16 protein-coding genes are annotated in these 19608 nt (G+C 35.0%); 13 read left to right on the top strand and 3 right to left on the bottom strand.

The genetic code is table 11. From position 1 onward, the window contains the following. The first annotated feature begins 345 nt into the window (after positions 1-345). Complete coding sequence (locus ACIQ1H_RS08560) at positions 346-501, top strand: YezD family protein (protein WP_080653350.1); 156 nt, start codon at positions 346-348, stop codon at positions 499-501. A gap of 170 nt (positions 502-671) precedes the next feature. Here ACIQ1H_RS08560 and ACIQ1H_RS08555 read toward each other — a convergent pair whose 3' ends face one another. Then, the gene (locus ACIQ1H_RS08555; protein WP_172771051.1) at positions 672-1160 is read right to left on the bottom strand and encodes a flavin reductase family protein; all 489 of its coding nucleotides are present in this window, start codon (positions 1158-1160) and stop codon (positions 672-674) included. A 715-nt stretch (positions 1161-1875) separates the two neighbouring features. Between ACIQ1H_RS08555 and ACIQ1H_RS08550 the strand changes: the two genes are divergently transcribed. Continuing rightward, complete coding sequence (locus ACIQ1H_RS08550; RefSeq protein WP_402888054.1) at positions 1876-2580, top strand: hypothetical protein; 705 nt, start codon at positions 1876-1878, stop codon at positions 2578-2580. A gap of 14 nt (positions 2581-2594) precedes the next feature. Continuing rightward, complete coding sequence (locus tag ACIQ1H_RS08545) at positions 2595-3134, top strand: hypothetical protein (protein ID WP_401018532.1); 540 nt, start codon at positions 2595-2597, stop codon at positions 3132-3134. A gap of 243 nt (positions 3135-3377) precedes the next feature. On the opposite strand, the gene ACIQ1H_RS08540 is transcribed toward ACIQ1H_RS08545, so the two are convergent. Both ACIQ1H_RS08540 and ACIQ1H_RS08535 read right to left on the bottom strand, forming a co-directional pair. After that, the gene (locus ACIQ1H_RS08540; RefSeq protein WP_402888052.1) at positions 3378-4535 is read right to left on the bottom strand and encodes an ABC transporter ATP-binding protein; all 1158 of its coding nucleotides are present in this window, start codon (positions 4533-4535) and stop codon (positions 3378-3380) included. A 104-nt stretch (positions 4536-4639) separates the two neighbouring features. After that, a complete protein-coding gene (locus ACIQ1H_RS08535) occupies positions 4640-5542 on the bottom strand; it encodes a PucR family transcriptional regulator (RefSeq protein ID WP_402888050.1) in 903 nt (300 codons plus the stop codon). 350 nt (positions 5543-5892) lie between these two features. On the opposite strand from ACIQ1H_RS08535, the gene ACIQ1H_RS08530 reads away from it, so the two are divergent. The 10 genes from ACIQ1H_RS08530 to ACIQ1H_RS08485 all read left to right on the top strand — a co-directional run bounded on the left by ACIQ1H_RS08530 (position 5893) and on the right by ACIQ1H_RS08485 (position 19426). Further along, positions 5893-6804 carry a dihydrodipicolinate synthase family protein gene (locus ACIQ1H_RS08530; RefSeq protein ID WP_402888048.1) on the top strand — a complete coding sequence of 304 codons (912 nt, stop codon included), beginning with the start codon at positions 5893-5895 and terminating at the stop codon, positions 6802-6804. A 145-nt stretch (positions 6805-6949) separates the two neighbouring features. Then, a complete protein-coding gene (locus ACIQ1H_RS08525) occupies positions 6950-8341 on the top strand; it encodes an ABC transporter substrate-binding protein (protein WP_402888046.1) in 1392 nt (463 codons plus the stop codon). A 69-nt stretch (positions 8342-8410) separates the two neighbouring features. Next, positions 8411-9292 carry a carbohydrate ABC transporter permease gene (locus tag ACIQ1H_RS08520; protein ID WP_402888044.1) on the top strand — a complete coding sequence of 294 codons (882 nt, stop codon included), beginning with the start codon at positions 8411-8413 and terminating at the stop codon, positions 9290-9292. 12 nt (positions 9293-9304) lie between these two features. Further along, the gene (locus ACIQ1H_RS08515; protein ID WP_172771058.1) at positions 9305-10144 is read left to right on the top strand and encodes a carbohydrate ABC transporter permease; all 840 of its coding nucleotides are present in this window, start codon (positions 9305-9307) and stop codon (positions 10142-10144) included. Between the two features lie 27 nt (positions 10145-10171). Further along, the gene (locus ACIQ1H_RS08510) at positions 10172-10861 is read left to right on the top strand and encodes an N-acetylmannosamine-6-phosphate 2-epimerase (RefSeq protein WP_402888041.1); all 690 of its coding nucleotides are present in this window, start codon (positions 10172-10174) and stop codon (positions 10859-10861) included. 33 nt (positions 10862-10894) lie between these two features. Further along, complete coding sequence (locus ACIQ1H_RS08505) at positions 10895-11788, top strand: ROK family protein (RefSeq protein WP_402888040.1); 894 nt, start codon at positions 10895-10897, stop codon at positions 11786-11788. A gap of 16 nt (positions 11789-11804) precedes the next feature. Next, positions 11805-12659, top strand: coding sequence for a MurR/RpiR family transcriptional regulator (locus tag ACIQ1H_RS08500; RefSeq protein ID WP_172771060.1), 855 nt, complete (start codon positions 11805-11807; stop codon positions 12657-12659). A gap of 74 nt (positions 12660-12733) precedes the next feature. Continuing rightward, complete coding sequence (gene nagA / locus ACIQ1H_RS08495) at positions 12734-13927, top strand: N-acetylglucosamine-6-phosphate deacetylase (RefSeq protein WP_402888038.1); 1194 nt, start codon at positions 12734-12736, stop codon at positions 13925-13927. A gap of 428 nt (positions 13928-14355) precedes the next feature. Next, entirely contained in the window at positions 14356-15501 is a 1146-nt protein-coding gene (locus ACIQ1H_RS08490; protein WP_337981570.1) for a cyclically-permuted mutarotase family protein, read from the top strand. Positions 15502-16090: 589 nt separating this feature from the next. Beyond that, the gene (locus tag ACIQ1H_RS08485) at positions 16091-19426 is read left to right on the top strand and encodes an InlB B-repeat-containing protein (protein ID WP_402888036.1); all 3336 of its coding nucleotides are present in this window, start codon (positions 16091-16093) and stop codon (positions 19424-19426) included. Positions 19427-19608: the final 182 nt, after the last annotated feature.

The following is a 19608-nucleotide window of genomic DNA, read 5'->3' as shown; positions in this document are numbered from 1 at the left end:
TAACAATTATTTTATTGTTTTTAAGGAAATATAGGATTTTAAGATGGAATGTTGAGAAATTTTATAGCAATAAAATGTACCTTTTTTCTTAATTTCATAGTATTCGACTAGGTTTTGTAATATTTATATTGACAATGGGTTTTCTGAATTATAGAATTATTTCCAAGAAACGTAATGCTCTTATCGTGTGAGGTGTGAGGGACTAGGCCCAATGAAGTCTTGGTAACTCGATTAATCGTTGCTAAATCCAACTGGGGTATCGAAGAGGTAAGGGGAGGCATCAAATCATCTTGATGCGTAGATCTCTTTTATACACAAAAGTATGAAAAAGAAGGGGTGTATCGTATGTCTCAACTGTCAAAGATTGATGATAAGAAGTTAGAAGTAATTGCGAAGGCCATTCAAAATTTAGAATTTGGAGAAGTGCAAATTACTATTCAAGATGGTGTGATTGTCCAAATTAATCGACTTGAAAAGCAAAGATTTCCACAGAAAAAGTGAAGCTTCACAATAACTAAATGAATTAACTCGGGACCATTTTAAGCATAAAGTCCCGAGTTAATGAGCAACACATTTTAAATTCGGTCATGATCCAATAGGATAGCATTGTATGTAACTGTAAACAAAAGTAGGTATCTCAAAGAAAATTTTGAAATACCTACTTTTACATATTATTCGTAAAAACTCGTTGGGATTTGACCAATGTGTCTTCGATGATAGAGCAAAGGTTCCTTTTGGGCATTATCAATTGCTAGCACATGACCAATGAAAATTGTATGGTCTCCTGCATCGATTTTTTTAAATGTTTCGCATTGCAGCGTAGCTAAAGTATCATGTAATATTGGCAAACCATGTAAAGAAGAAGACCATTTGACTTGCGCAAATCGGTCTGGGATTTTACTTGAAAATACTGTACATAATTGTGTTTGATCGTTCGCTAAAATATTTACCGCAAATTTGTCCGCATTACAAAAAAGCGGATGCAGCTGGGATTTTTTGTCCAATGACCATAGGATAAGGAGCGGATCTATGGAAACAGATGCAAAGGAATTGACCGTTAAGCCAATCGGTTCATTCACATCATTGTAAGCTGTGACAACTGTGACACCTGTTGGATAATTACCTAAAGCCTGTTTAAAAGCAGTTACTTTGTCCGTCATACAATCACCTCTTATTATTTTATGGAGATATCAGGTAGTTTGTTCTTACTCATTTTTCTGCTGCTATAAAGGAAAGCCTACAAAATAATCCAGCAACTGTAAAGCGTATATTATTCAGTTGTTATAATATAATAATTTCTAAAAAGAGAAAGAGACCTTAAATATGGGTATTTGATATAGATTTTTAAGAGATACATATTTAAATTCATTGACTATATTAATGACATATGATAAAATTTCCGCAAGAATTTATAATTATAATTTTCTGAAAATTGTTATTGTAATTACTTCATAAAAAATGCTTGATTTATTGATTCTTCGCCTATTGAATGGGTTAAGTATTTTCAAATCACTTATAGCCAAGCAATCATTGTTTCAAACCATCAACTTCTATCGGCATATACTAATATTCTTGAAGCAATAAAAATATTTGCCGATAATAGTTCCTTTATAGAAGGGAATTTAATAGCATATGTATTTAAGGATTTCTTATTAACCCCTATCTTATTGTATTTATTTTTATTTATAAATATTTTAGTTTTGAATATGCCTAAACCCTTGGGTTGAAGGTTGCTAGTATTCCATCAAGATCGTTAAGAAATAAATGGTATACCAATTCTATGATATTGCCTAATTATAAAAAAAGGTAATTACATAATAGCTATTTGTATAATATTTTTATTAAATATTCATATCAACAAAGGAGGAATTTAAAATGAAAAAATTCTTTTTTGTATTTTTATCGTTTATTCTCTTGTTTTCAGTTGTTACTCCAGGTTTTGCACAAGCAACTGAAGTTGATAATTTAAATTGGGTAGATATTGAAGAAGAAGAAAATTCAATATCTATATTTGAAGCACCAGAAATATTCGATAGTCTAGAAGAAATAGATTGGGATAATGTAAAAGTTTCATTGATAGAAGAAGAAGTAGAATGGCACAATATCCCTATAGAAGTAAATGAAGATATTTTATCTAATGGAAATAAACCTCGATTTTTGCCACTCGTGGCAAGGCTTGTATTAAGTGGAGGGAAATATGTAATTAGATGGGGTTCTAAGGTGTTTAAAAAAGCACCTAAATCTAAAGTTTCAAATGCTTTGACTAATTTTGAAACTGCAACGTTTAGAGCAGGAAGTCATACTTTTAGATTAACTAAATCAGATATGGAACATATGTTAACTCGACATCACCCGAAATATTGGGATGGGTCAATAAGGGGAAATCAATCGTTCTATAATCCAAATTTAAGTGTAGATGATGTAAAAAGTATTGCTTTAAATATAGCTAAACAAAATAATACGATATTAGCCAAAAAAGGAACAAATGGTATGTTCAGAGTAGAGGGACAAGTAGATGGTGTTAAATACGTATTAGGGATTAAAGATGGGCATATTAGACAACTATATCCAAAAAACTAATGTGAGGTGAATATATGATGGAAGTAGTAACAATTAATGAATTTGTTGTAAAAAGAATTATCGACGATTTGGAAGATGCAGTCAACAATCCTGATAAATATACGATAAGCATAAACGATAATTGGGATGAATTTGTTTCTTTTATCAATAACACTCAAAATAAATATATAGAAGAAGACGGTCTTCTTAGACTTGATGGTGGGTTATCGATTAAATGCTATAATAAAGAAATTTTAGGTGTTCGATATTGGGACTATCTCCCTGAGCTATGGGGATATATTGTCAATGTGATTGAAGATTACTTAGAGGACGGCATTGGGAAAAGTTATTTTCCTGATCAACCAGTTAAAATACAATTAAAGCAATTAAAAAATAAAAAAGTACAATTTTTATTTGATAACGACGATCATGTGTTAGAATTTGAACAAAAAATGCTATTAGGTATCTTTTTAAATCGTGCTGAAGTCTTTTTTACTGTTCTTGTAAAAGAACTTGATTTGACTAAATATAGCTACGAAATTGAAAAAATTCAAAAATTAAAAACCCGGATATGAATCAATTTATATTGAGTGTAACTAATCAAAAAGTGTTAGATTGATTGAATCAATCTAACACTTTTTCTATACCGTTGATGTCCGCTGCGGCGGTGTTTTCCGCTCAGCACAGTAAGCCATAACCCTCGCTATTGTGCAGAGTGCCTCCGCCTTTCATTGTGTGCTGCTCCCGCAGGAGTCACGGCCTCCGCTACCATCAACTTGTGTATTTTTCTAATGGTTATTTATAGCAACAGAAAGAACTTAGCTTACAACAACAGGCTTTTCAGTGCCCCCATTGCCTTTGTTATGATTACTGTTGCCTGGAATAATACGATCTTCAGTTTCTTTATCGAAGAAGTGTACTTTATTCATATCCAATGCAAGTGGCACAACTTGGCCTGGCTTAACAATGGAATGTGAATCCACTCGTGCGATAAACGGTTGACCTTCAATTTGCGAATAGAGCATAATTTCTGCGCCCATTAATTCAGCTACTTCTATTGTTACATCAACTTTAGAGCCTGGGGAAGATTCAATAAATGCCTGTTCATCATGGAAATCTTCAGGACGAATCCCCATAATTATTTCTTTATTGTTGTATCCTTGCTCATGTAAGTCTTTCATTCTTTCTTTCGGTACCGTCATGGTAGTATTACCAATATGGATTTTGTCATCTTTAAGATTACCCGTAAAGAAGTTCATTGCTGGTGATCCGATAAATCCACCTACAAAAACATTTTTAGGCTGTTCATATACCTCTTTTGGTGCACCTACTTGTTGAATAATTCCATCTTTCATTACAACAAGTCGAGTTGCCATTGTCATTGCTTCTGTTTGGTCATGTGTAACATAGATTGTTGTCGTTTGTAAACGTTGATGAAGCTTTGTAATTTCAGCTCGCATTTGTACGCGAAGCTTTGCATCTAAGTTCGATAACGGCTCGTCCATTAAAAATACTTTTGCATCACGCACAATGGCACGACCTAAAGCCACACGTTGACGTTGCCCACCAGAAAGGGCTTTCGGTTTACGATTTAAGTATTCTTCAAGGCCAAGAATGCGGGCAGCTTCATTGACACGACGAGAAATTTCATCTTTCGGTAATTTGCGCAGCTTTAAGCCAAATGCCATATTTTCAAATACGCTCATATGTGGGTATAAGGCATAGTTTTGGAATACCATGGCGATATCACGATCTTTAGGCGCTACATCATTCATTCGCTTTCCATCAATGATTAAATCTCCCTCTGAGATTTCTTCTAAACCAGCAACCATACGCAATGTAGTAGATTTACCGCAACCTGAAGGACCTACGAATACAATAAATTCTTTATCTTCAATATCAAGATTGAAATCTTTTACCGCCGTGACATTTTTGTCGTAAATTTTAAAAATATGTTGTAATTTTAATTCTGCCAATATCTTCATCTCCCTTATGTAACTGTTTTTTTAGAGTATAAGAGAAAAATATGTAAAATGTATACGTATACATTACACAAAACCTGTTTGGGCACATTGTACAACTATTGATAATTTTCTGATTTCAACAGTATCATTGCAAGAGAAACAAAAGCAGCGTTTGCAAAGGACCGAATATCTATACCAGTGTTTTCAATAAATTTATCCAATCGATATTGCAGGCTATTGCGATGGATATAGAGCTTTTTTGCAGTTAAAGAAGCATTTAAATTACATTGCAAAAAAACTTGAATAGTATGAAGCATTTCTTGCCCTTCAATACTTTCTACAAAAAGATCGGACAGTATATCTTTTTTTACGAACGATGGTGAATGAATCATTAATAGTGGTAAAGCTTCGTAAAACGTAATCGTTTTTTCACGATTTGCATATCGATGAATTGTATTAAAGCATTGAAATTCATGGTTAAATTTTTCTTTTAGTAGATGATTCACTTGGTGTAGTTGGCCAATATAACTATCAATTTTAACAAAAAAATCACTAGTTAACGTGTCACTTAGTTGATTGAATGACTCTTGATCGAAAACTACTTGTGGCTTTTCATCTATTATCAAACCTTGTGTTTCATTAATCATTAATATAATGGGTTGCTGAAATCCACCAGTAATCGCTTCTTGAAAACTGTTAAAATCATCAATGGGTTGTTTCAGATAGAAATAAAAAAAGCGTAATGTTTTTACATCCTGTAAAAATGGTACCTCTTTTGCATCATTAAATAAAAAATCATACCATCTCTGTTGATTTTTCGTATTATTTTGTTCGACATTAAGAGTCTCAATGGGATGGAATAAAGTTTTTAACAAATTATGTTCGGAATTGGATAGGGCAGTTTTAACGATGCCAAATTTCCTGCCATCTTCTGTTTGGAACCAATATCGATTATTATCTTGCGCATTATATGTAGTCGTAAAAGCCGTTTGAAAAAGATTTTCTAGTTTTTCAAGCATTTGTTTCTCCTTTTTAGACTGATTGTAAACAATTTTCAGCCTAACTGTAAAACAATATCGCTAATCACTCTTTACTTTTAATGACAAGAAGTGCTACATAACAGCTTGTTTAAACTGTTTAAAGTAGCATTAAAAGGGTAATTTTTTTTTATGCATACAAAAGGTGAAATTTTTCTCCAAAAAATAAAAAAATAAAGAAAATTATTTACATTTTATTTTGAATTGTTATAATATTAGTTGTAAGCGTTAACAGTTAGTGGTGTAGAGTTAAGGTTTATGTATTGTCATATTTATTCGTGATGTAATATCACAAATTGGCTTTATTAAAATTATATAGGTGGTGTTCAAAGTTGAATTTAGAAAAATATAAAGGTATCATTCCTGCTTTTTATGCTTGTTATGATGATCTAGGGGAAATATCGGAGAACCGAACAAAAGAACTTTGCGATTATTTATTCAACAAAGGCGTTAAAGGGCTTTATGTTGGTGGAAGCTCAGGGGAATGTATTTATCACAACCTTGAAGAAAGAAAAGCAACACTAAAATATGTAGCAGAACATGTCAAAGGGAAGCTTACGTTAATCGCTCATGTTGGGGCACCATCGACAAGGGATAGTGTAATTTTAGCAAAATATGCTGAGGAATTAGGTTACGATGCGGTCTCTGCCATTCCACCTATTTACTTCAAGTTTTCTGAAAGTTCAGTTTATAAATATTGGACTGAAATTATGGATGCAACGAATATGCCATTTATTATTTACAATATACCTCAAACAACAGGTTTTGATCTTTCGATTAATCTATTTAAGAAATTATTAGAGAATAAGAAAGTGATAGGGGTAAAAAATTCGTCAATGCCAGTTATGGATATTGAAAGATTTAAGTCAACTGCAGGTGAAGATTTTATTGTATTCAATGGACCAGATGAACAATATGTAGCTGGCAGAGTAATTGGTGCAGATAGTGGAATTGGTGGAACATATGGTGCGATGCCGGAACTGTTTATCAAGGCTGAGGAATTTGTATCGAATGGGGATTTCGCAAATGCGAGAAAAATTCAGCATGATATTAATGATATTATCGTTGCTTTATGTTCTTTAAATGGCTCCATGTATTCAACAATTAAAGAAATTTTAAAATTAAATGGGGTTACTATTGGCAGTGTAAGAGGCCCATTAGAGCCAGTATCAGGTGAGGATTTAAATAAAGTAGCAGGCATTAAAGCGTTCATCGATCAAACAATAATAAAGTATGAAGGGTAGATTCAAAGTTTTTTGAATTTCTTAAAGCTATGGAGTAATTGAAGTTGTTTCACATTATGGGGGAAGGTCACAAGCTTATTACACGGGCTTGTCTTTCATAAAGGTAATGTTAATTTGTAAATACAATTATTAAGGGGGAGTAGTTATGTTTAAAAGGCGTTATCTAGCAACCGCAATAGCAATTTTGTTTGTACTCTCAGTGCTAGCAGGTTGTACAAGTAATTCTACAGATAGTTCTAAATCTAGTTCTTCTGATGAGGTCGAACTAAAAGTTTGGTTAACTCCACAATGGAAAGGTGTTTTAGATTCTTCTGAAGATGGAGCAGATTATGATAGCTTTTTCAAACATGCAGGGGAGCGATTCGCTGCTGAGTACAAAGACCACAAAGTAAAGGTTAATGTAGAAGTTATTGCAGGAGATCAACGTGATGAGCTATTGAACGTAAGTCTTAATGGGGGAACACCTCCAGATGTATTTTTTGAAAGCGTGTTTGCTATGGGGGACTATGCTCATCGAGGCGCACTAGTACCATTAAATGATATCGTTGATGATAAATCGAAAAGCGATATTGCACAAGGGTATTGGGACAGCGTGACATTCGGTGATGATGTTTATTTCTTCCCATTTTCTCATAACCCAGGTACTTTAACGTACAACGCAGATATGTTTAAAGCTGCTGGATTAGATGAGTACATTGGTGGAGAGCATGAAATCAAAACTTGGACTCTAGCAGATTATGAAAAAATTCTAAACAAGTTAAAAACAGATTTACCAAAAGATAAGTATTCAAATGCGTATCCAATGGGATTATACGCGCTAAATAATCAAGGTGATACTTGGAATCTTGCTTATTTAAGAATGTTTGGTAATCAGTTCTTTGATAACAATGGAGATTTAATCATTGATGACGCAAATGGTGTAAAAGCTGCAAATTGGTTAAAGAAAATATACGATGAGGGCTTAACAAACCCAGGTGCGGAATCTGTTTCTTCAAACGATGTGAATGCGATGTTCCAAAATCAACAACTTGCAATTAGTTTTACAAACGCAATTTTATTTAATAATGCATTGGCTGATATGGAAAGTGGAAAAGCGCCTAAGTTTGATATTAGACTGGCTAATATTCCATCTGATAGTGGGGACCCATTAACATTTACTTATGTAACTGGCGCAGCTGTTTTTGATACAAAAGATGAAACGAGAATTAAAATTAGTAAGGATTTCGTGAAATTTATTTCAACAGATCCTGAACTTGTGAAAGCATCTAAAAATGGTGTACCAGTTAGAACAACGGTTGCCGATGAGTTTAAATCAGAAAAGCCTTACTTCGAGGCGTATTCTGCAAATGATCCGTACATGTTTAATTTCACTGGAAATGTACCAGGATACAGCCAATTAAGACAAGTTTTATATCCAGAATTACAAGCTTTATATACTGGTGGTAAAACGGCAGAAGAAGCTGTGAAAGATTACCAAACAAAAGGTAATAAAGTTATTGATGAATCGAAAGAAGACTCTGTAATTTATAATAAATAGCTCTGCGCGTATATAACTTTACAACAATTTAAGCCCCTTTACTTTGGGGCTTAAATTGTAGAAAGGTAAATGATACCGATGAAAATCAATAAAAAATCTTTTAAAGAAAATATGACAGGATACTTGTTTATCGGACCCCAAATTTTACTGTTTTTAGTTTTTTTAGTTTACCCTATCATTGAAGGGATTCGCTTAAGCTTATTTAAGATTAACTATCAAAATGAAATATTTGTAGGGTTTGAAAACTATCGAAAATTGTTTAGCGATCCTGTCTTCGTTCAATCTACAATCAACACCATTATTTTTGTTGTATTCATTGTGGCATTAACAGTCATTTTCGCTCTGTTTGTTGCCTCTACAGTTTTTGATAAAAATGCAAAATACGTGTCCTTTATACAAGGAGCATATTATATTCCAGTCATGGTTTCGATGGTTGTTATGAGTATGATTTGGAGTTTTTTGCTAAATCCTGCCAATGGTCTTATACCATTTATAGCGAGAAAAATGGAAACCTCAGTTAACTTTCTAGGGGATACACATTGGGTACTTCCAGTAATTATTTTTGTAACCTTTGCGACAAATGTAGGGCAGGCAATCATTCTTTATATTGCCTCTATGATTGGTGTGCAAAAGGAACTTTTTGAAGCCGCAGAAGTCGATGGTGCTAGCCGAATGAAAATAATATTCAAGATTATTATTCCAATGGTAAAACCAACAACGATTTACATTATTATTATGAACATTATTGCTGTACTCAAAATATTTGTCGTCATACAGCTATTAACAGGTGGGGGTCCAAACAACGCCTCTACGACACTTATGTATTACTTATACAATAATGCATTCAAGTATAATCAGCTTGGTATTGCTTCTGCAGTAGGTGTAATTATGTTCCTCATTACATTAGTGTTATCTACTCCACAGCTAAGAGCTATGTTTAAGAAGAATTAGAGGTGAATGAGTATGTTAAGAAAAAAGAACAAGAGAAAAAGAGAAAAAATAGAAATTGTAACAAACTGCATTGTTATATTTTTCGCTGTTTTAAGTCTTTTTCCATTATATTGGCTTGTGACGAGTTCTTTAAAGAACAGTGCTGATGTTGTGAAAATGCCACCAGATTGGTTTCCTAAAAGCTTAAACTTTAGTAACTATGTAGATGTCTTTAATAATCAGCCTGCGCTAACATGGACGTATAATAGTTTATTTGTAGCGTTGATGTCTACATTTGCTTTAATTGTTGTTAGCTCCCTTGCAGCTTATGCATTTTCACAGCTAAAATTTAAAGGGAAAAATGTTATTTTCATTATTTTTATTTCAAGTTTAATGATTCCAAAGGAAGTTATGATTGTTCCGCTGTTTAGAATTATTCAAGACTTTAATATGGTAAATACGTTAAGCGGCATGATTTGGCCTAACGTAGCTACAGCATTTGGTGTGTTTTTACTGAAAGGATTTTTTGATACCATTCCTGATTCATTACGTGAAGCTGCAAAAATTGATGGTGCCAGCGAATTTCGTATATTTTATAAAATTATGCTGCCATTAGTGAAACCTGGTATTGGAGCATTATTTATTCTTAATTTTGTTCAAGTTTGGAATGATTACTTATGGCAACTCGTTGTAGGTCAAGATGTTAACTCAAAAACACTAATGGTAGGAATTGCAACTTTAATGCAAGACTTAAATCCAAACTTTGCTTATAAGATGGCGGGTGCTACTGTAGCAGCAATTCCGATGCTACTAATATTTATTTTCTTCCAGAAGTATTTTACAAAAGGAATTACGATTGGGGCAGATAAGTAATATGATTATCCATGGAGATGTATGCAAATGAATAAAAAACAGAAAGTTTTTGATGAAATTAAAAGACAACTGATTGTTTCATGTCAGGCACTTCCAGAAGAACCTCTTCATAGCTCTTTTATTATGGGGAAAATGGCGTATGCGGCGATGCTTGGAGGGGCTAAAGGAATTAGAGCAAATAGTATTGAAGATATTAGAGAAATAAAGAGTATGGTTGACCTACCCATTATTGGTATTATCAAAAAAACAACTGACGGATCGGACGTGTGTATCACACCGACAACTCAAGAAGTCGAGTTGCTTTACCAAGAGGGGGTAGATATTATCGCGCTTGATGCAACGAAAAGAATTAGACCTGATGGCACTACAATAAGCGAATTATTCCCTGAAATTAGAAAGAAATATAAAGATCAAATTTTTATGGCGGATTGCTCAACGTTTGAAGAGGCTAAAGAGGCGTATGAATTAGGTTTTGATTGCTTAGGTACAACATTGAGTGGTTATACAGAGTATACAAATGATAAAAAATTACCTGATTTAGAGTTAATTCGTAGATTAATTCAAAATTTCCCTATACCTGTCATCGCTGAAGGCGGCATTTGGACGCCAGACGAACTAAAGCGTGTTTTTGATCTTGGTGTTCATACAGCAGTTGTTGGTACTGCTATTACAAGACCGATGGAAATTACTAAAAGATTTGTTAGTGCGATTCAATAAATATAGAGTAGATTAGATTGTCAGGCTAAAGGGATGAGTAAAGTGAAAATATTAGCAGCTGATATTGGTGGCACATCGATAAAAGTGGGCATTTCTGATGAAAATGGGCAAATAGAAGTATTTAAAGAATATGATACAGAAAGTAAAAAAGGTGGAAAGTATTTAGTTGAAAAACTAATTAAGATAATAAATGAGTATCAAGGCTTTCAGGCAATAGGTATAAGCACTGCAGGACAAGTGAATAGTACTGATGGCTCTATCATTTATGCGAATGATAATATTCCAAATTATACTGGCACGCAACTAAAAACTATACTTGAAGATCATTTTAGCGTGCCTGTTAAAGTTGAAAATGATGTAAACGCTGCTGCATTAGGAGAAAAGTATTTCGGTGCAGCAAAGGACTATAATGATTTTCTTTGTTTAACATATGGTACGGGTATTGGTGGTGCCATCATAATAGACTCTAAAATTTATAAAGGACATAATGGATTGGCGGCAGAATTTGGGCATGTTATTACCCATCCATTCGGTGAAAATTGTAACTGTGGTAAAAATGGTTGCTATGAATCGTATGCATCTACAACCGCTTTAATAAAAAGAGCACAGGAAATAAACGCTGACTTTATAAATGGTAGAGTCATTTTTGAAAGAATGCAACAAGGGGATAAAAGTTTAGAAAAAGTTCTTCAAGATTGGATTTTAGAAGTAGCATTAGGTTTAACTTCCTTCATTCACATTTTTAATCCACAAGCAATTATTATAGGTGGAGGTGTAATGGAGCAAGAACATCTCGTTAACAATATAGCGGATAAAGTTAAATTGTTCATGATGGAGAGTTTCTCGGATGTAAAAATCATGAAAGCCTCTCTTGGAAATAAAGCTGGCATTCTTGGCGCAGTATCACTTCATTTAAGAGGCGATTAATAGAAGGAGTACTAATATGGGAAATCAAGATATATTTTCACTTATTCATTCGAGATACAACTCTTTTACTAATACGGAAAAAAAGGTAGCGGATTATATTCTCGAAAATATAAAAGATGTCATTTACATGTCCATTACTGATTTAGCTGATGCGTGTAATGTAGGCGAGTCAAGTGTGTTTCGATTTTGTAAAACGATGGATCTTAAAGGGTATCAAGAATTTAAAATTATGTTAGCACATAGCATTACGCTTGATAATGAAACACCGCAACTTTCCAGTGCGATTACGATGCAAGATACAATTGCAGAACTATCATCGAAGGTTTTATCGTCAAATGTTCATGCGTTGACGGAAACCTATAATTTATTATCAGAAAGTGATATTGCGGAAGCTGTCGAGTGCATGATAAACGCTCAAAGAATACACTTTTTTGGCGTTGGATCTTCCTTAATGACAGCAATGGAAGCAAAAAATAAGTTTATGAGAATTACCAATAAAACGGAGTGTTCAGTGGATTCTCACCTTCAAATAATGTCTGCTGCTTTAATGACAGAGCAAGATGTAGCTGTTCTAATATCTTATTCTGGTTCAACGAAAGATACGATTGAAGTGGCAAAAGTAGCAAAAGAAAGAGGGGCAAAAGTTATTTCAATAACGAGATTTGCCAAATCTCCTTTGACAAGTTTCGCCGATATAACATTGCTTTGTGGTGCAAATGAAGGGCCACTACAAGGGGGCAGTTTATCTGCAAAAATATCGCAGCTCTATCTTTTAGATTTACTTTATCTTGAATACTTCAAGAAAACGAACAAAGAATCAGTTCATAACAAAGAACTAACGGCGCAAGCAGTTATTGAAAAGATGCTTTAGAGGGAAACAAGGGGATGCTAAAAGCTCTTATAATGTGGAATAGCTAAGCTAAAAGAATGGAGAGGTAAGATAGAATGGATCAATCAATTGTTTTAATCAATGCAAAAATTTATGCAGAAAATCAGATTATTTCAGATGGATTTATTAAAATTGATGGAATGAAAATTGAAGAAATCGGCTGGATGACTCACTATAAAGCAAATGATCAATTCTATGTTATCGATTTACAAGGACAAACAGTCATTCCTGGCATGATTGATATTCATACACATGGGACGTCTGGCGCTGATGTAATGGATGCAGAAATTGCATCTCTGGAAACAATTGTCCGAGCTTTGCCACAGGAAGGGACAACAAGCTTTCTAGCAACTACAATGACCCAATCTGATGAGAATATTTCCAATGCATTGAAAAATGCAGCGAGCTTTATAAAAAATCATCAAAAACCAGGACAGTCTGAGGTGCTTGGGGTTCATCTTGAAGGGCCATTTGTGAATCCTCGTATGGCAGGAGCCCAACCTGTTGATTTTATCATCGAGCCCGAAATTCCACTTTTTGAAAAGTGGCAAAAACTAGCTGGCGGAACTATTAAACTGGTTACATTGGCTCCTGAGCAAAAGGGCGGAATGGAATTAACTCGATACTTGAACGAAAATGAAATTGTCGTCTCGATTGGCCATTCAAATGCGACATTTGCAGAAGTAAAAAAGGCAATAGGGGCAGGTGCTTCGCAAGTAACGCATTTGTTTAATCAGATGAAAGGGTTGCATCATCGAGAGCCTGGTGTTGTAGGGGCAGCTTTGCTTCTTGAAGAGTTATATGCAGAGTTAATTGTAGATGGAATTCATATATGCCCAGAAATGATTCAATTAGCATATCAAAACAAAAAAAGCGAAAAACTAATTTTAATTACAGATTCCATGCGAGCAAAATGTTTAAAAAATGGCAACTACGATTTAGGCGGTCAAAAGGTTATTGTGAAAGATGGAATGGCTGTTTTAGAAAATGGCACATTAGCAGGCAGTGTTTTAAAACTAAGTGATGCGCTAAAAAATATGCTGAAATATTGTGATGACTGTACGCTTGAGGATGTTATTAAAATGACAGCAACTAATCCAGCAAAACAGTTACAGATTAGTGATCGTAAAGGTAGCATTAAAGCTGGAATGGATGCAGATTTAGTTGTGTTAAACAATGATTATGATGTGCTAATGACATTTTGCAGAGGCATTTTATCTTATCAAAAAGAAAGCTCGATGGTGGACTAACATTATCTATCTTTAACTAATTTTTAGCGATTAGACATCCAAAGAATTTGCCTTAGTAGACTATTAATAATGGACTAGATTATAGGCAATGGGTTAACGAAGAACGCGAAAACTTTCTTGAAACTATTCATTTACATAGTTTTGAAATTTTACGCGTTCTTAAACAAATTATTGATAAATTTCTTTTACGACTACCAATGCAGACTTTATACCACGAAGGTTGTCGTTTCTACCTCAATTCTCTTCTAGTTTTCCTTTTAAAAAACAAAGTAAAGGTTTTGTTAACGGTTAAATATTCGGAATATTAAGAATTTCAATCAGGTGATTTAAAAATAAATGCAATCCCCAAAGGAGGTGATTGGAGATATTTTGTCATTATCTATAATTAGAAATTTGATGTAATTTCCATATTAAAAGGAGGAGAAATTATGAAAAAATTTTTGGTAGCAGCTATGACATCAATGTTGGTTTTAGGCGTAGGTATTGGAAGTAAAGTAGAAGCTTCTAAAGGCGGAGATTCAGTGGAAAGAATAACATGGGAATATGCAGGAGAACTAGAAGCACAAAAAGGATTCGAAAAGAATATTGGGACAGCTGGCGTGTTGTCTGGCTCTTATAAAGATTATTTAATTGTAGGAGGGGGTGCGAATTTCCCTTATGATACAGTGTTAAATGGAGGAGCCAAGCAACATTACTCAGATATATATGTTTATAAAAAAGAGAAAAACAAATTAACGATGGTCGAACATACGAATCTTACACACGAAATAGGCTATGGATCTTCCATAACGACAGAAAAAGGCATTTATTATATTGGCGGTAGCCCTGACAAAGAATATGCAGACGATATTACATTATTAACAATTGATAAAAATAAAAAATTGAAAGTAGAAAAAGTAGGAGACCTTCCGTTTACATTTAGTGATGGGATAGCTGTCGAGAAAGATGGCAAATTGTATATTGGGCTAGGTAAGCAAAATGCAAAAGAGAGCAATAAATTATACGAATATGATTTAAAAACATCCAAAACGAGGGAGCTAGCTTCCATTCCTGGCGAAAGTGTGAGAAATCAAAGTGTAGCGCAAATATTAGATGGAAACCTCTATGTATTTAGTGGTGGAGGATCAATTGCATATACTGATGGCTACAAATACAATATCGAGAAAAACCAATGGTCAAAAGTGTCGTCCGTAAAAGTAAATGGGAAAGAAATTTCTTTACTTGGTGCAAATTCAGTCAAATTAAACAAAAATGAAATGTTGGTAATCGGTGGCTTCAATAAAGCAGTATATGATAATGCTGTTAAAAATTTAGGGACATTAAAAGATGAAGAACTATTGGCATTTAGAACAAAATACTTTACAGCAGATCCTTATGAGTTTAATTGGAATAAAGATGTACTAATTTATAATGCGCAAAAGGATACTTGGCGCACTATTGGGAAAATTCCATTTGATGCACCTTGCGGAGAGGGCTTAGTGTTAATGGATAAAAATATTTACTCTATTAATGGAGAAATCAAACCAGGCGTAAGAACGAACGCAATTTATGCTGGAACATTGCTGACAAATTAGTAGATGATAGTATTTTTGATGGATTGCGAGGACTAAAGTTATATTTTAGCATCTCTAAAATGAAATTGAGACGATTGTGAAAAAGTCGTGAAAAAACACTCCTTTAGATTGGAAAAAGGAGTGTTTTTTTGTCTATAAAAAGGTTAATTCGAAAGCGTATTATGACAAATATGAACTTCATAGCATGTTAGATTGGATGAATACCGTATTTTAATACGAATGTCTGGAGATGTAAGCGTTTCAGAGGTATAAAGGTACAACACTGATACTGTATTTTAGATATTGTTAGTTCTACATTTAGAATGTTTATTTGTGCATCATTAACATTTGTTAGTATCATCCTCTTTTTATCTAAAGTACAATTAATTAGTATGTAATTGAATTACCTACTTAGTGGAGATTGCTGCTATATAGAAAAAGAGAAAGGGAGCCAGCTAACGTTCTAGCCTGTTCCTAAACTAGTGAGGTGGTCATTAAAAAGCGGTTGAATTGATGAAGTTCAGTATGTGAAAACTATCAAAATGGGGTAATGCTAGTTATTTCATTCAATTAGCATTACGATGAACATTATGAAGAGTGGAGGTAATTAATGAAAAAAATAAAACTGTGGGGCGCGATATTTTTATTATTTATGAGTTGTTGTGTTATATCGCCCGGGGGTAGTGTTAAAGCGGCAGGTTCACCTATTTTAGATCAATCTCAGATGATTCTAAATGGTAACATCTTTGTAAATAAGGATTATCCGAGATATCAGACGTTTACTCCAGCGGTTTCTGGAAATCTTAGCAAAATTGACGTTAATATAGCTGGTAGCTATAGTACAACTGGCGCACTCATAGCAAGTATTTATAAAGAAGATGATTTGTCAACTCCAGTTGCTTCAACACAGTTGACATCATTCGGCTCAGGCTGGACTTCTATTGATTTTTCTAATCTATCACCTTACTTGATAAGGGAAAAGATGTACCGCATGGTGCTTTCTACTGAAAACGGTGGAGCGACGGCTGGCTTTGGTTGGTATGGGAGTTCTAATAATCCCTATCCAAGAGGATTATCCTCTGCCGCTGGTTACGATTTTACTTTCAACACTTATATGATTCCAGACTATTCGATATCTCCAGAGGAGAGTGAAGTGTTTGTAAGTAATCCTAGTCTTGAAGCAGATGGTATAAGTCATACGTCAGTGACTGTCAAATTAAAAAATGTTCAAGGCAATGATGTACTAACAGGTGGAGAGACAGTGACGATTTCGTCAACACTAGGAACGGTAAGTGCTGTCACAGACAATAACGATGGTACATATTCTGCGACCTTAACTACTTCAACGGTTATCGGTACAGCTACAATCAGTGCAAGTATTGGTGGTAGAGCAATGGCAGCAACGACTAGCGTACAATTTGTATCAGGTCCTCCATCAGCACAGAACAGTACGATTGCTGTTACCAATAGTTCCTTGTTAGCAGATGGAACAAGTCAGACAATGGTGACTGTGAAATTGAAGGATGCTCAAAATCATGAAATTAAGGCTGGAGGAGCGGCACTAGAAATGTCATCCACTTTAGGTACGTTAAGCGCTGTAGCAGACCATAACAACGGTATGTATACAGCAACTTTAACTGCCCCAACGACAGTTGGAACTGCTACAATCGGTGCAAGTGTTGATGGCCAAGCTTTAACAGCAAAGGCCATAGTGCAATTTGATCCAATGCCTGCTCAAACAGTTAGTGCTTCAGTAGAATTATTTAATCCAATAGTTGGTAATGATAATAGCATCACGATATCTGTCACGAATGCATTAGGTAATACAGACACTTCGTTTAATGGAGTAAAAAATGTGATAATTAGTGGCTATAAACAAGCTCCAAACGGTTCCATAGGCAGTTTCGATGGGGTACCACTGACACCAATAAGTCAGACAGTCGATTTAAATTTTTTGAACGGAGTAGCAATTTCAAAATTGAAGTTGAATGCAGCAACAACGCAATCAATTCAACTTGAAGTAACAGGTGTTAGCACACCTACAGCCAATTTGTTAACGATTACTCCAGAGGCTGGACCCACAGCTACGATGAAGTTGACAACAGATATTGTTCCGCCAACTATTAATGGTGGGACATTTGGTCAACAGCCAGTACTGACTCTATACGATGTTTATAAAAATGTAAGTGTGAATGATAGTACGAAGATTGTTACAGTGAAGAAGAAAGATACAGGAGCATGGACATTGACTGGGGACCTAAATGCTACAGCTAACGCTGGAATTGTCAGCTTCTCTAATTTAGGTGCAAGTAATTCATATGAAGTGACTGGAGCACAGTTGGCTTTTGATGCCACTGGAGTAGCGTCTCTAACAAGCTCCGCCGTCACACTTTTGCCAAAACAATATACAGTAGGATTTGACACTAATGGCGGAAGTGCAATAAGTGACATTACTATTAATTATCAAGACAAATTAGTAAAACCGACATCCCCTACTAAAATAGGACATACGTTTACAGGTTGGTATAAAGATGCTGACTTCACAACAGAGTGGGACTTTATGACAGATGTAGTGGCTGGCGATACAACGCTTTACGCTAAATGGATAGCCAATAGTTATACAATAACTTTTAACTCAAATGGTGGTACATATGTTGCACCAGATAATGTAGCGTATAACGGAAAAATTACGAAACCGATAATACCATCCAAACTAGGATATCTGTTTGGAGGCTGGCATAAAGATACTGCATTAACAGAGGGATGGGATTTTGCAACAGATGTCGTAACAGAAGCAATAACGTTGTACGCAAAGTGGACAGCGAATCCAACTTATACCGTCATATATGATAAAAATGGGGCAACAGGTGGTACTGTGCCACAGGATAGTAAATCGTACGAAGAAAATGAAAACGTCACGGTGCAAGGCAATAGTGGTCTACTTTTCAGAACAAATTATTCGTTCAAAGGGTGGAACACTCAAGCAGATGGTAAAGGGACAGCCTATGCTGAAAAAGTAACATTCAAAATGGGTAAAGCGAATGTTACGCTTTATGCCCAATGGGTAGAGAATCCGCCAACAACAGGAGGAGGAGGGTATCCGACAACTCCACCTGTAACAAACGACCAAGACGATTCGCCACCAGCAAAGGTGAAAATCACCTTGTATACCAATGGTGGAACAGTTATGAAGCCAATTGAAATTACCGCTAATACTAAAGTCAGTGATTTACCTGTCCCAACAAAAGAAGGTTATCGCTTTTACGGATGGTATCAAGACGAAGCATTGACAAAGCAGTGGCATGAGGAAACGATTGTGCGAGTAAATATTTCGCTCTATGCCAAATGGACGCCATTCCCTGTAGAAGAACCTAAACCACCACAAGAGCCACAAACACCAAAGCCAATCGTAACGTTTGGTGATTTAGATGGGCATTGGGCAAAAGAGATGGTTGAGGAACTGTCGGCACAAGGTATTATCCAAGGCTTTGATGATGGCACTTTCCGTCCAAATACACCGATTAGCCGTATGCATGTGGCAGCACTACTAACTAGAGCATTTTCGTTTGAACAAGTACGCGCAACGAAGGTTTTTTCGGATGTGCCGTCAACACATCCTTATTATGAGGCGATAGGAGCTTTGCAAAAAGCAGGAATAATTGATGGCACAAATGGCGCTTTCCGCCCAACAGAAAATATGACCCGTGCGCAGTTAGCGAAAGTGCTTGTTGGGGTACTTGGTTTAACGCCAGAAGGAACAAGTTCATTTGCAGATGTCGCTAGTACACATTGGAGTGCAGGCTATATTTCCGTGCTTAAGCGTGAAGGTATTACTCTTGGTGATAATGGAAAGTTCTACCCAAATGAACCTGTCACAAGAGCGCAGTTTGTTGCATTTTTATATCGTGCTTTGCAGTTTCAAGGTATGACAGATGTTGTAGAATGAATTAAAGTTATAACGAAACACCCTTTAGAAGATATTTTCTAAAGGGTGTTTTTTTATGTCTATTATCAAAAGGAATTTTCATTGGAAATACTCATATCCTAAATATATAGATTTTTGTAGAGTCAAAAATTATTTAAGCTGTGAAGAAAGAGCAACACATAGAGGATATTAAAGGCAGATGT

Origin of the sequence: Lysinibacillus sp. NPDC097279 (genome assembly GCF_044761745.1) — a bacterium.
In the GTDB taxonomy this organism is placed as follows: Bacteria; Bacillota; Bacilli; order Bacillales_A; family Planococcaceae; genus Lysinibacillus.
Note: the sequence above shows the minus strand (reverse complement) of the source record. Positions and strands in the feature narration are given on the sequence as shown.